The organism is Desulfatiglans anilini DSM 4660 (genome assembly GCF_000422285.1).
GTDB classification, from domain to species: domain Bacteria; phylum Desulfobacterota; class DSM-4660; order Desulfatiglandales; family Desulfatiglandaceae; genus Desulfatiglans; species Desulfatiglans anilini.
In genome coordinates this window covers 15,038-29,082 of the sequence record NZ_AULM01000040.1, presented here as the reverse complement: position 1 = coordinate 29,082, position 14,045 = coordinate 15,038, and the positions used below count along the sequence as shown (strand labels likewise).

11 protein-coding genes and 1 pseudogene are annotated in these 14,045 nt (G+C 52.2%); 2 read left to right on the top strand and 10 right to left on the bottom strand.

From position 1 onward, the window contains the following. On the top strand, positions 1 to 1,316 hold a 1,316-nt coding region (locus tag H567_RS0118350), incomplete at its 5' end, for an RHS repeat domain-containing protein (RefSeq protein ID WP_279615009.1). Positions 1,317 to 2,701: 1,385 nt separating this feature from the next. Here H567_RS0118350 and H567_RS0118340 read toward each other — a convergent pair. The 10 genes and pseudogenes from H567_RS0118340 to H567_RS30160 all read right to left on the bottom strand — a co-directional run. Next, positions 2,702 to 3,622, bottom strand: a complete 921-nt coding sequence (locus H567_RS0118340; protein WP_051185104.1) for a proline iminopeptidase-family hydrolase — start codon at positions 3,620 to 3,622, stop codon at positions 2,702 to 2,704. A gap of 220 nt (positions 3,623 to 3,842) precedes the next feature. Next, the gene (locus H567_RS0118335; RefSeq protein ID WP_028322507.1) at positions 3,843 to 5,579 is read right to left on the bottom strand and encodes an aldehyde ferredoxin oxidoreductase N-terminal domain-containing protein; all 1,737 of its coding nucleotides are present in this window, start codon (positions 5,577 to 5,579) and stop codon (positions 3,843 to 3,845) included. Then, complete coding sequence (locus H567_RS0118330) at positions 5,576 to 5,986, bottom strand: 4Fe-4S binding protein (protein WP_028322506.1); 411 nt, start codon at positions 5,984 to 5,986, stop codon at positions 5,576 to 5,578. The genes H567_RS0118335 and H567_RS0118330 overlap by 4 nt, the downstream gene beginning before the upstream one ends. 121 nt (positions 5,987 to 6,107) lie before the next feature. Beyond that, on the bottom strand, positions 6,108 to 6,911 hold the full coding sequence (locus H567_RS0118325; RefSeq protein ID WP_028322505.1) for a class I SAM-dependent methyltransferase: 804 nt from the start codon (positions 6,909 to 6,911) through the stop codon (positions 6,108 to 6,110). A 513-nt stretch (positions 6,912 to 7,424) separates the two neighbouring features. After that, positions 7,425 to 7,946 carry a hypothetical protein gene (locus H567_RS0118320; protein WP_028322504.1) on the bottom strand — a complete coding sequence of 174 codons (522 nt, stop codon included), beginning with the start codon at positions 7,944 to 7,946 and terminating at the stop codon, positions 7,425 to 7,427. Between the two features lie 246 nt (positions 7,947 to 8,192). Further along, positions 8,193 to 8,705, bottom strand: a complete 513-nt coding sequence (locus H567_RS0118315; protein ID WP_244155516.1) for a hemerythrin domain-containing protein — start codon at positions 8,703 to 8,705, stop codon at positions 8,193 to 8,195. Between the two features lie 53 nt (positions 8,706 to 8,758). Then, on the bottom strand, positions 8,759 to 9,277 hold the full coding sequence (locus H567_RS29070) for a hypothetical protein (protein ID WP_028322502.1): 519 nt from the start codon (positions 9,275 to 9,277) through the stop codon (positions 8,759 to 8,761). A 30-nt stretch (positions 9,278 to 9,307) separates the two neighbouring features. After that, positions 9,308 to 10,690, bottom strand: coding sequence for an NAD(P)H-dependent oxidoreductase (locus tag H567_RS0118305; RefSeq protein WP_028322501.1), 1,383 nt, complete (start codon positions 10,688 to 10,690; stop codon positions 9,308 to 9,310). A gap of 705 nt (positions 10,691 to 11,395) precedes the next feature. Then, a complete protein-coding gene (locus H567_RS28015; protein ID WP_244155515.1) occupies positions 11,396 to 12,469 on the bottom strand; it encodes an RCC1 domain-containing protein in 1,074 nt (357 codons plus the stop codon). A 69-nt stretch (positions 12,470 to 12,538) separates the two neighbouring features. Beyond that, positions 12,539 to 12,700: pseudogene (locus H567_RS30160) on the bottom strand (RCC1-like domain-containing protein); the annotation flags it as partial. A 629-nt stretch (positions 12,701 to 13,329) separates the two neighbouring features. Between H567_RS30160 and H567_RS25915 the strand changes: the two are divergent. Next, positions 13,330 to 13,995, top strand: coding sequence for a GntR family transcriptional regulator (locus H567_RS25915; protein ID WP_084517545.1), 666 nt, complete (start codon positions 13,330 to 13,332; stop codon positions 13,993 to 13,995). Positions 13,996 to 14,045 lie beyond the last annotated feature (50 nt).

The following is a 14,045-nucleotide window of genomic DNA, read 5'->3' as shown; positions in this document are numbered from 1 at the left end:
CCGACACCTGGTATATGGGCGAGCACTTCGAGATCCGGGGCGGCATCCGGACGCGATACATCTTTGCCGGGGCCCTCAGGATCGCCCGCATGGACTCCGGCGGCCTCCTCTTCTTTCACCAGGACCATCTGGGCGGCACCACGGCCCTCACCAATGCCAACGGCCAGGTGGTCGAGCGGGCCGACTATGCGCCTTTCGGCGCCGAACGTAAACCATCCCGAACCCAGATCGCCGACCACCGCTACACCGGCCAGGAGCACGACATCGAAACCGGCCTCTACAACTTCAACGCCCGCCTCTATGATCCCAGCATCGGCCGCTTCATCTCCCCGGATCCCATCGTGCCCGATCCAATGGATCCCCAGTTGCTCAACCGGTATAGCTATTGCCGCAACAACCCGCTCATGTATGTGGACCCGAGTGGACATTTTTTGCAGTATGTGGCGGGCGCCATCCTCGGCGCGGTCCTAGCTGGCATCCAGTCGGACTGGAACCTCGGATCGGTCATGGCAGGAGCCTTTATAGGTGGGATATCCGCAGGGGTATTCTCGAGCGTCAGTGGTGCAACCGCCGGAGCCCTGGAAGGGGTGATCTCACAAGCCGCAATCAAAGGTGCCATCTCGGGTGCTACCGGGGGTCTAGTCGCCGGGGGGACGGCTGGTCTGCTCTCAGCTCAAATTAGTGGAGGAGACCCGCTGGATGCCCTCCTCCACGGCGCTTTTGCGGGCATCCTCAGCGGTGGTGCATTCGGAGCAATTCAAGGCCATTATGGAACAAAGTGGTCTATGCAAAGAGTCGCCCTCCACACTCTGGCAGGCGGCGCGGTTTCTGCGATTTCCGGAGGGAATGCCCTTGACGGCGCCGCTTGGTCCGGTGGAATCGCGCTCCTTGCCCACAGCGCGACCGCAATGCGCGCAAAAATGATAGCGCAGTCAAAATTGGACTCGAGAAATTCATCTGGTATCAGTGCAGGCCACAAAGGGGACGGATTCAAACTGGCTGGAGGACGTTATAATGCTTCAAAGCCTTATGAGGAGGCAATATTTGGAGGTGCTCAAAGTTCGAAAGGCCTCTTTTTAAATACTTATTATGCCCCGGGCTCATGGCAAGATTTACTCTGTGAAGCTTACGCGGGCCCTCATGATTATCTTAACAGTGCCTATTTATACGATTCAATTGGCAATATAAGGTGTATGAACTCGCTTGAAACCAATATTGGTAATCTACTAGCTACATTTAATCTTTTTACATCTACACCTTTTGTATTAAGCGATAATTGCAATGAAGTAATGCCGTTTATATTACAAAATAAGTAAAAATATAATAAATTTACCATCGTATTAGAAGAACAAAAAATTATAACATGAAAAAATTATTTTTATATATATTAATCGCATTATCAATACATTGCAGCACAACACTGCAATTCAAAAAAGAAATGTTTATTACACGGAGAAACAATGATATCGGAAAATATATTCACAATATCCCATTACCTGATCCCATTCAAATAATAAAAATTGATGAATATCAAAGCAAATACATATATGAATATAAAGAGACAAAATGCCAATGGTTTTATATTATCAGAAACGATACAAAGGAAATTATGTCATGGGATTATATAAGCGATCCAGATCTGTGTTATCATGAACTAACTATCCGCCAGTAAATTACTATGAGCAAAAACGCTCAATTAGCCCCTCATAAAAACTTAATAAATATCCACAATAGATTCATATGCATCTTAGAATATAGGCAATAAACTGTTCCATAAAACAATTAAAGCAGTACAGTTTATTTTGAATGATTTATTACAACCTGTAATTTTCAATTTGACATATTAATAAGCTAAATCCACACATCCATTAAAACTGTCATGTCGGCATTATTTGAAATATATCATGCGAAATCCAACAATGATAAACAATAAGATAAAATATATAAGAAAAATTTTCTTCTTCACTATATCGCTTATATTTATGTCATGCTTTTCAATCGAGCAAAAAAAGGAATCGTTTATACATGAGATGAACTACTTTATAGGAAAATCAGTTGATAATATACCAGTACCTAAACCTATCAGTATTCATCATATCAATGATAAATATGTTAAACATATATATGAGTACAAAGATACCGGCTGCCAATGGTTCATGATAATAGATCAAGAAAGCAGAAACATAACGGAATGGGGTTATATAAGCCATCCTGATTTGTACTATCATACATTTTTATTATACTAAAAAATTATATATAATAAAACAAAATACTTATTTTATATTTTCAATAAAAAATTTCTAAATATGTATTTTCGTATTTTAAAATAAAAAATTGATTCCACATCATTTGTGGCAGCAGGCATGAGCCCCGCTGAACAGCGAAACCCTTTGATTTCCGGGATAATACAGAACTCAAATAGTGCGCTGCCAGCATTTCAAAGGACGCCGTTGCTCACGGTTATCGCCCTCAATGCTTCACACCTCCACCAGAGGGAATTGCAAGAACAAGGCGTCAGTCATGCCAGGAAGTTAGCCCATATAAGGCTGCAACATCGTCAAAATCTTTTTGCCTTTTTTCGACAGTCGCTTAGAAGACTACAACGTAGTCATGCAGGGGCAATACCAGCACCTAAGTTCGAGATTTGACGGACCTACCGGAAATAGATCATCGGCGCGCGCGCCAGCGTGCTGATTTAAGCTTATCGAATTTCAAACATTCGCCGCGATTCAACCTCTTCCAGAAACGTATCGATCACTTGAAGGTATCGTTCGGTCTCCTCCAGGTGCGCCTCGTGGGCGCTTTGCTCGAAAATGACCCATTTGGAGCCGGGAATCCCCTGATGGATCGTCTCCATAACCGCGGGAGTGGCTTCATCGTAGCGCCCCGAGGTCAATAGCGTAGGCAGCACGATTTCATTCAGACGGCCGCTGACGTCCCAATCTTTGAGGTTCCCGGTCACGTGGAATTCGCTGTCGCCCCACATGGTGAGGTAAACCACCGGGTTCCACATGAGTTTTTCCAGAGCGCGATCGAGGCACTCTGGCCATGGATCCAGTCGGCAGACGTGGCGGCGGTAGAAGGTCATCATGGCTTCGACATAGGACGGGTCATCCGTCGTCCCGGCTTCTTCGTGGCGGGAGAGAGTCTCCTGGGTCTCGGCCGGCAGCTCCTCCCGCAAGCGTTTGGCCTCCGCGGCCCATTGACGGGAGGAGGCCGGCGCGCTGGCAAGGACGAGGCTACGCAGACCACGCGGCTGGCTTAGCGCGTACTGCATCGCCAGCATGCCGCCCCATGATTGCCCCAAGAGGTGAATGTCCTCGAGCTGAAGGGCTTTTCGGACGGCGTCGATCTCCTCGAGGAAGCGCTCCATCCGCCACAACGACGGATCATCCGGCACGTCTGAATTCCCGCATCCCAACTGATCGTAGAAGACCACCTGACGCCCCCCGGCAGCCAAGGCCTCCAGAGGCTCCAGGTAATCATGCGGCACTCCGGGCCCTCCGTGAAGACAAAGCAGCGGGACTTTGCCGGGCGTTTCTGCGCAGCCGACGATCCGATACCAGACCTTAACGTCTTGCAGCTGAACATAGCCTTCTTCCACAGGTATATCAACCATCATGCCTTTCTCCCTTTGAAATCCTAACAGCCTGCTAGAAGGTCTCTTAGGTACAGGCCGTCTCTTCTCACGGCGCACTTCACGCTATCGGACCTATGAACGGCGCTGAACGCGCGTATACCAGGTTCGAATGCCTGCAGCCGTATGTTTACCGACAGCGGGACGATGAATCGATGCCGCATCCTGTCGTCGGCAGCAGCCCCCCCCAAAAACGACGTTTGATTCAACCCTTGAACTGCAGAATGCGCCGGCTGTATTCGCTTTTGAGGTTGTCGAGATAACTTGCATCGATCGCCCCTTTCCAGTTGACCGTCTCCAGGAAACGCTTGGGTATATCGATGCGATGCGGCTCGTAGCCGGTCGCCAGTCGGATATTCCATCTCAGCCTTTGGACAGACGCGGCGACGGAGCCGATGTTCCGTGCCAGTTTGGCATAGCCCAACGACTCCAGGCATTCCGCCAACAACTCCGGCTGATAGACCTTGCGGGCGAACAAACAGGCTGCCATACTGGTCAACAGCACGCGGTTCTGCTCATCTTCGACAAGGAAATCGACAGCATCCGCCGCATTTTTTTCCTGATTTTGCTGGTCATACGTGTAACCACCGGTGTCCAGATGGGAATGGCGAAACCCAAGGGCCTGACCTGTCAGGAAAACCTCTCCTGTGGCGTAGCCGGCCATTTCCTGACCGAGAACACAGGCATAGTCCCCGCCGCCATAGATCCTCACCGCGTGCATGATGCCGTCGGACAACAGCCGGTAGAACGGGTTCGTCCCGCGCCCCATATGATAAACGGCCTGTTTGTAAGCTTCGGCATCCCCGAATCTGAGGCCTATCAGGGTTTCCTCCTCGGATAGAATCCCCTCGGCAAACGCCTCCGTAGCCCAGGCCAGCGCCACTCCGGTCGACATCACGTCCAGACCCGCCCGTTCAACGGCATCGATAAGGCCCAGTACTTTGAAGGCGCTGTTGACCCCGAGCATGGCGCCGACCGCGAAAATGGGTTCGTGATCGTATGGAACCTGAATGAAAAAATACCGGTTATCCTTCATGAACTGCTCGCGCACGTAACCCAGGTGAATACAGCCGATCGGGCAGCCCGAGCAGGCCTGGTTGCGCATCAGGGTCTCCTCGGCAAACCTTTCTCCGGTGATGCCCTTGACTTCGACATCGGAAGTCTTCTGGAGGTTGCGGATCGGCAAGGCCTTCAGTTCATTCAGGACCCCGATATTTTCCGGCGTTCCCAGGTTGTGATACTTCTTCATCATGTCCGTGGATGTCAGCTGTCTGTAAACCCGCTGGTACAGCTTCGAATAACCTTTCTGGTCAGGCAGATTACCGATTCCGTCCCCATGGATGAAAATCCCCTTGAGGTTCTTGGCACCCAGGACCGCTCCGGCACCCAATCGCCCGAAGTGACGGTAACTGTCCACATTGATGCAGGCGGTCGCAGCCAGGCGTTCTCCTGCCGGGCCGATCCGCAAGATGCTCCGATGCCCGGCTCCGGGAAACATGCGCCGGAAGATCTTGCCTGTACTCGAAACATCCATCCCTCTCATGAATGCGACGTCTCGGACCTCCAATCGTTTCGATCCCAGCACCAGGCAGGAGAGCACGTTGGCCCTGCCGACCACGACGAGGGCATCGAGATCGGCGAAGCGCAGGGCCAGCGCCGAACGCCCCCCGGCGTGGCTCTCTGCGAATTGATTATGATAAGGGGATTTGAAGGCGCAGATGGTTTTGCTCATGAGGGGGAAGAAGCCGGTCAGTGGACCGATCGCCAGGATGAAGGGCTGCTCCGGGTCGTCCCAGAGGCGATCCACAATGCCGAATCTTTCGAAGAGGAGGGCAGCCAGGCCGCTGCCCCCCGCATGGGTATCCCGCCCTTCCACCCTCTCGATCCGTCCCTTTCCGGTTTCAAGATCAACCAGCAAAACGCGAAAGTAGTCTCGAATCATACGGGTTCCCCCCTGTCGACCATCTCGAGGCAATCATGCGGGCAGTAGTTTACGCACTGGCCGCAATGGATGCAGACAAAAGGTTCACCGCTTCGATCGACGAAGATGGCGTCGACCGGGCAGGCGTCAGCGCACGCCCCACAGCGGATGCACAGCTTTATCCTCACGACGACGCCTCCGCCTTTTCTCTGGCTGTAGGCCCCTGTCGGACAAGCCTCCACACAGGGGGCCGGATTGCAGGCCATGCACAGGCGAGCCTCGAAGCCGGTCGACAGCCCTCCCGACGAAAGGATAGCAATGCCTGCAGTATCCCAGGAAAGATGTTTGTGCACCAGGCGCGCACAGGCGAGTGAACACGAATGGCAACCGATGCAGCGTTCCATGCGTGGAGCAGTCAGGATCTTCATGACTCACCCTCTCTGCCGGTGGCAAACGGCACGCAAAAAGCGGGTTTTTCAACAAGCTGTCGAGCCTTGCGGATTCGATGACGGATCGACTGCCGGGTCCGCGCGACCACCCTTGCAAAGATCATCTCAGAGCGACAGCCTTGAAAAACGTGTAGCAGAAGACCCCATTAGGCTCGGCCGTACGGTAGAGATCCCGGATTCCTTGGTCAAAGGCATCGGCCTGGACGATCCCGGCCTCGATCGCGGCCTCGCGCACCCCCTCGATCATGGCCGTGAATGTCTTTCTCGTGAAGCCAGCTACCAGTTGCGGTCTGCTCGAATCGACATAGACCATTCGCGGAGAGACGCGAATGGAACGGTATCCGGCTTCGTCCAGAAGCGGATAGAGTGTTCTGCCGATCATGGCGTTGCCGCCGGCGCGGCGCTGCAGTTCGACCTGGCATTGGATCGCCCGGTGCGCAGCAGCGCTGTCGGGATGGAAATAAGTCGAACCGTGGTCTCCTTCGATCACGGTGATCGTGCCGCCCCGTTTCAGATAAGTCTTCAGTATACGCAGCGCCTCAACCGGCCGGTCGAGATGCTCCAGGACGAAGCAGACGAAAATGTGATCAAAGAAATCCTGCTCGTGCGGCAAATGAAAAATATCGGCCTGCAAAAACCGGACATGGTCATGCCCGGCCGACATTGCTCTCTGCCTGGCCTCACAGAGGGACGAATAAGAGATGTCGACAGAAGTGATCACAGCACCCGGGCTGTTTGCCGCAAGGGTGCAAGTTTGCGCCCCCACGCCGCATCCCGCTTCGAGAACGGAGTGCCCCGGCGGGTAAAACGTGTCGGAATGCAGCAACTCGACCAAGGTCGCAGCCTGATCCTGCAGACGGATATTTTCTCGAAGATCATAGCCGTGTACATATGCCCTGCCCATATCTCCCCTCACATTGCCCGATCCTTGCCTATCCAGGGGGAAGCTCTAATGCCTGACACTTGGTCAACAGGCCGGAAAAATCCACCGCCTGCTGCGTTGTGCTTATCCGCTGTCACTGAGGTGCGCTGGTGCGTACGCCTCAGTCCACGGGATTCCGCAACCCCTACATTCGTTTGTTTTTGAACGTCCTGAGCACAAGCGATTTTTCGACACGCTGCAAATTCAGCTCTGGAAACGGCATCGGTTAATCCAAAACCGGCGCCCAGCTTAGCAAAGGCTTGTCCATCTCAAACCAGAACGTGCCGTTCGAGGCCGGCGAAGATATCGACAGCTCACCGAGGTCTCAGGGTTTTTTCACTCCAAGGAAAGGCCCGTAACATCTTCACGCGATGCCGCTTTATCCCTTAAAAGGACTTTTTTCATGCCAAAATGGGCGGTTTAAGCCCTGAAAGAGCCTATGTTAAAAACCATCTTCCAATATATTCAACATATTAATCTGGTCCGACCCGATTACTAAAAACACAGGGGGGCAAAGCGGCGCCGCATTTCTTCCTTGTAAGAGGTGATCACGGGATCGAACTTTTCACCCCGTTGCACCCGCTCGATGCGAATGAGGTCCCCCTTCCATCCCAGGGTCGTCTTACGATGGGGCGTAGCCAACGGAGGAAAGTGAATCGGCAGTCGGCAGCTGCTAAAATGGATCATCCGTGCGCGGGGCCAGTGTGAGGGGTAGTATTGGCATGGATCGAACTCATAGAATCCCTGTGTTAGCACCCTCTCCACCACCACGTGGCGTGGCGGTGACGGGACAGCCTTCTGCAGGCGCGTTTCGATCACCCGGGCAACCGCAGGTTGATTCGTTCGCATCACGACCTGGGTGGGGAAGAGATCCCCCCGGGGTTCGTGCCCGAAGTTGCGCTGAACCGTGGCCAGACCCGAAAGGATTCGGCGGGCATCCCAGAAATCCAGGCTGGTGAAAACATGGTATTCGTAGCCCGCCTTGAGCTGCGGGTGGGCACGGATGATCTTTGCCATGGTGTTTCTCTCCATTCCCGATAGCGGGGGTTATCCGCTTCTCGAAATGCTCGAAGCGGCGGCGAAGCGAAAAGCATCTCCCCGACCCGTTGCCTCGACTGTCTGCGAGCGGTTCCCTTCTGGTGGGTCAGAGGTTTAGGGTACAACCAGAGAGCAGACACGGCCAGGAAGTCCTCCGTAAGATTCCAGCAGACACCCAAGGCGTCCCCGGTTCGTGGAATCCGGTCAGAATTGCCATTGGGATCTTCAACCGCCGAGTTTTTCTATCAGGGCTTTGTATTTTTCATGAATCATCTTGCGATCGAACTCCCAGAACTCTTCCAGCATGGCCTGGTCTTCTTCGTCTGTAAAATAGTTCCGCGAATGGGGGAAAAATACTTTATCTTCTTTCTCGATGTGCTCAGGATAAAAATCGACAAGCATTTTAAGGTTCTCGGCAATATCGGCAAGCGCCGCTTCATCGCCGCCCCGATACCGCGTATTGGCTTCTACAAGGGCTTTTGTCGTCTTGCGCCCGAAGAGATGCTCCTCGACCAGTTCCGACATGAGTTGTCGGTCTTCCGGCGACAAATTCTTCTTGTCCAAATCCCGAAACAGGATATTCTCCTCCTTGCCATGATGCGTTCGGTCGGCGTACATGCGGATGAAATCGACCGCCGCATCTATAAAAAAGGGATCGACCCTATCCTCTGAACTGATCTGGACAAGAGCACCGTTGATCAGCGTCAGCATCCTTTCGATCAAACGATGTTCTATCATCAATGGTCCTCGTGCCTGCACAATCTTTTCCTTTCTTGCGCTCTGGATATGATTTATGGGTGATCAACAATCACAATAGCGTTTTCGATCGCATCAGCATATCCATATGTTATGTTGGTCCGACCCGAAACGCACTGTCCTCTTTCACAAGCCACGGGAGGTTCCATGAGCAACATGCAGTCCGAAACGGCCCCGCTCAAACGGTTCCATCGCGCGTTGAGGGCATTGTATTCCTGGACCTTGCTTTGCAGCTCCGATTCCTCCGTGTGTTTTGCAGAATAAACCAGATACTCCCAAGGACCTCCGCATGGTTTTTTTCCAAAAGCGATCGCCCTGCAGTCAGATGAATCCGCGCAGGGAGCTTCACCGATGAGGTCTCGTATCCGCCCGTCCAGCTCCGCCATCCGCACACGAAGCCCCTCGATTTCTCCTGCCGCACCACCGGCTGAGTCGAAGCCCCGACTTTGCAGGTGCACCGGTTTTTCCCTGCAGCCACCCTCTGCCAGAACCAAAGAGGTCAGCAGGATCACTTTCCCCAAAAACACTAAAGATGCGTTTACGCCAAAAACCATGGCTAATCACTCCACTCCCAACGCCTCGATTCAATCCCTGTCCAACAGCTTTTCGAGGGGCTTGACCATTTCTTTTTTGATCCGCCTGGTATAGATTTCTTTTCGCATCGATGGTATCCGGGTTAGAAGCATCATCATCGCATTTCTGGCTCGAGTCTTGTAATCCCTTTGAGGAAAATCGTAAAGCCCATTCCTTTTGTAGTAATAGTGGTCCGCACGAAAAGGGAATCGCAACCGGCCATAGATATCGTCTCTGAAAATCTTCCTGCCTCCTACTCCAAGAAAGCCAGCCGGCTTTACATAACCCTCTTCTGAAAAGCGAATGAGCCGTTCAGCCAGATTTTCAAGAAGAGCGTCTATTTCAGTAGAGTTCTCACATTCATCGGTGATGAAATCAATGACATTGGCCTGTTGAATTTCACAAAATGCCTCCAGTGCCTGCCTGAGGTTTGGCACCTGACGCAAAGGCCCGGATACGATGAATCCAATTTGTTTACCTGTCAAAACCGGAGCATGATTATTAAAAAAACTACGGTCGAAGAAAAGCTTCCATCTTGAGGACAAATAACGGTCCGTGATCGACCCGACGAAAACGAGGACATCTGCGCCCTTCACCCGCGTATTGAAAAATTCCGCATAGCCGTCTTTGTCATCATAGAAGCAACGGCCATCATATGCGCATTGAATACATCCTTGGCATCCTCCCTTGATGTCGACCTCGTTCAGATTGATCACATCTAAATTCTCATGAAATACCCCGGAAAAATGCTGCACCATCCGTGTTAAATTCGCTTTCGTATCGTTTAAATCCGTTAATACACATACTTTCTTATTGCCGGTTGCAATCTTCCGTTTCTCATTTCCGGGAACATACTCAAACGCACTTTGAACCAAAGCACCAAAATTTTTAGGCGTGTGCATCTTCTGTTCGATCGTTTCAAAAAAATGGCTCGCAAAAAGGATCAGTCGTTTTCGCTCCTTTTCCTTCAGCAGGTCATACATGTCAGGTGAAAACCCTCCGACATACTTCATATCCAGATCATCGGAAATCGCATTGATATAATTGTGGGCGATATGGTCATAGAAATGAATCGAAGTGCTTAAAGAAGCAGAGTATTTATCTTTGAATGCGCCGTCGAACCCGCGCTCCCGGATGAGTTCGATGAATCGCTTATAACCGGAGGGCACCAGGAGGAAATATACGGGAAAAGCCCACAGAACGCCTTCGGCGGCTCCGATTGCATCTACGATTTTCCGAAAAAGGCTCTCATCCTTTTCGATCGCCTTGATTCGCTGTGCCACGTTCAGGATTTTCAACCCATGCTGGGGGAATTTTTTCTGAACGAAGTGGACGTACTGCATCGTGACGCTCAGATCGCCTTTCGGGCTTCCATTCAGAACGACAATTTCCATTGCAGCCGTCTCCTTTTCCCTTTCGCATGCGCCTCTGGCCACCCTCATAAAACTGCCTCTGAAGCGGTGGGGTTTGCCCAATGGACCCTAGGGGTTCAGGTTAGCGAAAAAAATCAAACCGTTCAATGATCTTGTTGGGAAATCTCCCCTCGCAGGAAATTCTTTTTCGGATCCAGCTTAAAAGGGCCTTTTTGATGCCAAAATGGCCCTTTTAAGCATCAAAAACACCGCCTATAAAATGCATAACTCAATCAAATCCATATGTTTTCTTGGTCCGACCCCAATCTGCACCAATCTGCAATCTGCAATCTGCAATCTGAAAACAACGGCCCGATGCCGTTTATTGTGGACGATGTGCTGGTCCGCTTCGATGATGACAGGTCCGCGGCCGCCCTCGCAGGCATGGCACGCCTCGCCCAAAACACATAGATCATTTTTTTTACGCACCACCAGCATCTGGTCGATTTAGCGAAAGCCACCGTGAAGGATGAAAATTTACATCTGCATTTTTTATAAGGCAGGGGAATCAACCCGCCCAAAAGGCTTCGTGCAAAAAGAGCGCTGCAGGTAGGGAATAGACAACCGTGCCATCAGGGAGGCGGTTTTTGAAGGAAAAAGAGTTTCGGTAGAAATTTCGTCTCTGACAGCGTAAGGACCCGGGTCCCGCACGGGCAGGGCGCGGCTGCCGAAAAGGACGCTTTTCGGTCATCTCAGGGTGAGCCCGAAGAATTTGCGCCCCTGTGCCTGTTCGCGGCGCAATTCGTGTCTCACGGCCGTCGCCAGGAGGCTAAGGCCGGGTGATGCCTTGGATGCAAATTCGCCGAGGAAGAGGTCAATTTCAGTAGTGTGGTAGACAATCGCCTCCTCACTGCTCAACGCCGCTTCAACGGCATCCCGGTTGACGTCAAGGAGGAATTTGGCTTCCGCCATCAGGTGTGGGTTCTTGAGCAGTATCAGGAGGGCTTCCTGTGAATGCTCGTAGAGTAAGAGAGTGTAAAATCTTCCCTTGGCCGAGTCGGCCAGGATCCCATCACGGTACCGGCGAAAGAGCGTCAGCGCAGAGGGTTCTTTGAAGAGCCTCCCGTAGGCTGGCTGCCAACCGGGCGGAGCTGGGTCCTCCTCGTCACCCAGATCCCAGGTATCCACATTGCATTGATCCCAGCTATTGTTCCCCGCCGCCATCACCGTGCCGTCGAATTTGAGCCCTACGGTGTGCAAATATCCGGCGCTCACCTGAACGATCCCGGTCCATGAAGAGAGGGCACACTGACCGTGGTTGTTCAGTCCGACCGCAACCACAGTGCCGTCGGACTTCAGCCCCACGGTGTGTAGATATCCGGCGGCTATCTGGGTGATGCCGCTCCAGGAGGAGACGTTGCACTGGCCGTAATTGCTGTAGCCTACCGCAAGCACCGTGCCGTCGGACTTCAGCCCCACGGAATGGTAATACCCAGCGCCGACCTGGACGATGCCTTTCCAGGATGAAAGATCGCACTGCCCGTATTCGTTATACCCCACGGCAACCACTGTGCGGTCGGACTTGAGGCCTATGGTGTGGTTGTACCCGGGAGCGACCTCGGTGATAGCACTCCAGGTCGAGACATTGCACTGGCCGTAGTAGTCGTGCCCGACTGCAAGCAAATTGCCATTGGATTTCATCCCTATAGTGGTGTAACTTCCTGCCCACACACGATCCATATCGGTCCACGAAGAGACGTCGCACTGATTCTCGTCGTTATTGCCAACTGCCACGACGGTTCCGTCGGATTTACGTCCCACGGTATGTATGCCTCCGGCGGCTGCATCTGTAATGCCATTCCATAATAAGATGTCGCATTGGCCATGTACATTATTGCCTGCAGCATAGAGTGTGCCGTCAGCATTGAGACCTATTGTGTGGTAAGACCCTGCGGACACATGTGGTTCTACTGCATATACATATGTATAATTTTGATATATAACGAAAGAAACAATCGTTGCCAGCAAAATGAACGCGATTTTAAGTTTCATAATTCAGACTTTCTTTCTCTGTAGTTGATTGCGTTGTTAAATAACCCGCTCGTGATCTAATGTTTTGCCTTGGCCTTGCCAGTTGATGGACGTTGCATCAAGAAAGGCGATTTAGTTGCTAACGGCTATTCTAAAATGGTTTTTTTGTCAACAAAATTGATGGAGAGCCCTATGCACAGATAGATGGGCATTTTGGCGGGCCATTTGGCAAGGTCTTTCCAACTCACCGTGTCACAACGTGGATGGGTTTGAAAGGTTGCCTCGAAGAAGATGTTGCAGGTGATACTGGCTTTAGAGACAAGGCGAATGGTAAAAAATAAGTTTAAAAGTGTGTTGGAGATACCTTTTCTACAGGCCGCTGAAAAATGGCCGGATGCAAGGCTTGCGAAAACCCGTTGAATGTCAAGGCTGAATCGCCCCGCGGTTTTCTGGACACTTTCTTGTATGATCAGGCCACAGCGAGGGACGAGCAGGGACACTCCATCCTGATCCCGGCATCGGATGTTTTGAAGGGCCAGATTCGACCAAGTCGACCCTCCACTCTCTATTCGCTTGACAAAAGGATTCGCTTGGGATACACGTAATAATCACGTGAAGCACTAAATTCCCCCACCGAACCCGGAAAACCAATGAAAGCGCCTGGAAACCTCATATCCGAGCGACCCCAAGCCATCCGTGAGAAGGTTTACACCCACCTACGCGACAAGGTGCTCTGTGGAGAAATCCCTCCGTCCTCACGTCTCGTAGAGCTCCATTTGGCCCGGGAACTGGGCGTTTCCAGAACACCCGTGCGGGAGGCCCTTCACCTCCTGGAGCGCGAGGGACTCGTGGAGTCCATTCCGCGCATGGGGTATCTGGTCAAACGGATCGATCCCCAAGAGGTCGGGGAGATTTGCGAGATCCGGGCCGTGAACGAGGCGTTGGCAGCACGCTGGGCGTTGGAAAGGATGGTCCTGTCCGTGTTCGACGAGATGGAACGAAACCTGCGGAATTCCGAGGATGCCGTAACGTATGGAGACCTGGAAACATTCATCCGGCTGGACAGTGCATTTCATCAGATCCTGGTAGAGGCAAGCGGCTCGATCAAGCTCTCGGAGTGGTGCCGCTCCCTGCACGATCGTATGCTGCTCTACCGCATAGGGGCATTTCGAGTGCCGGGCGCGATGATGCAGGCCCTGGAAGGCCACCGCGGAATTTTCGAAACCCTTCGGGCGGGCGATGCCTCCGGTGTAGGAAAGGCTATCCGAGAACACCTGATGCAGGGCAAGGCTGCGCTGCTGCGCCGCTGCGGATAGCAGCCCCCGCAAGCAGGAACCGCATTTTCGTTGCAGCCGGGTGAAGCCTA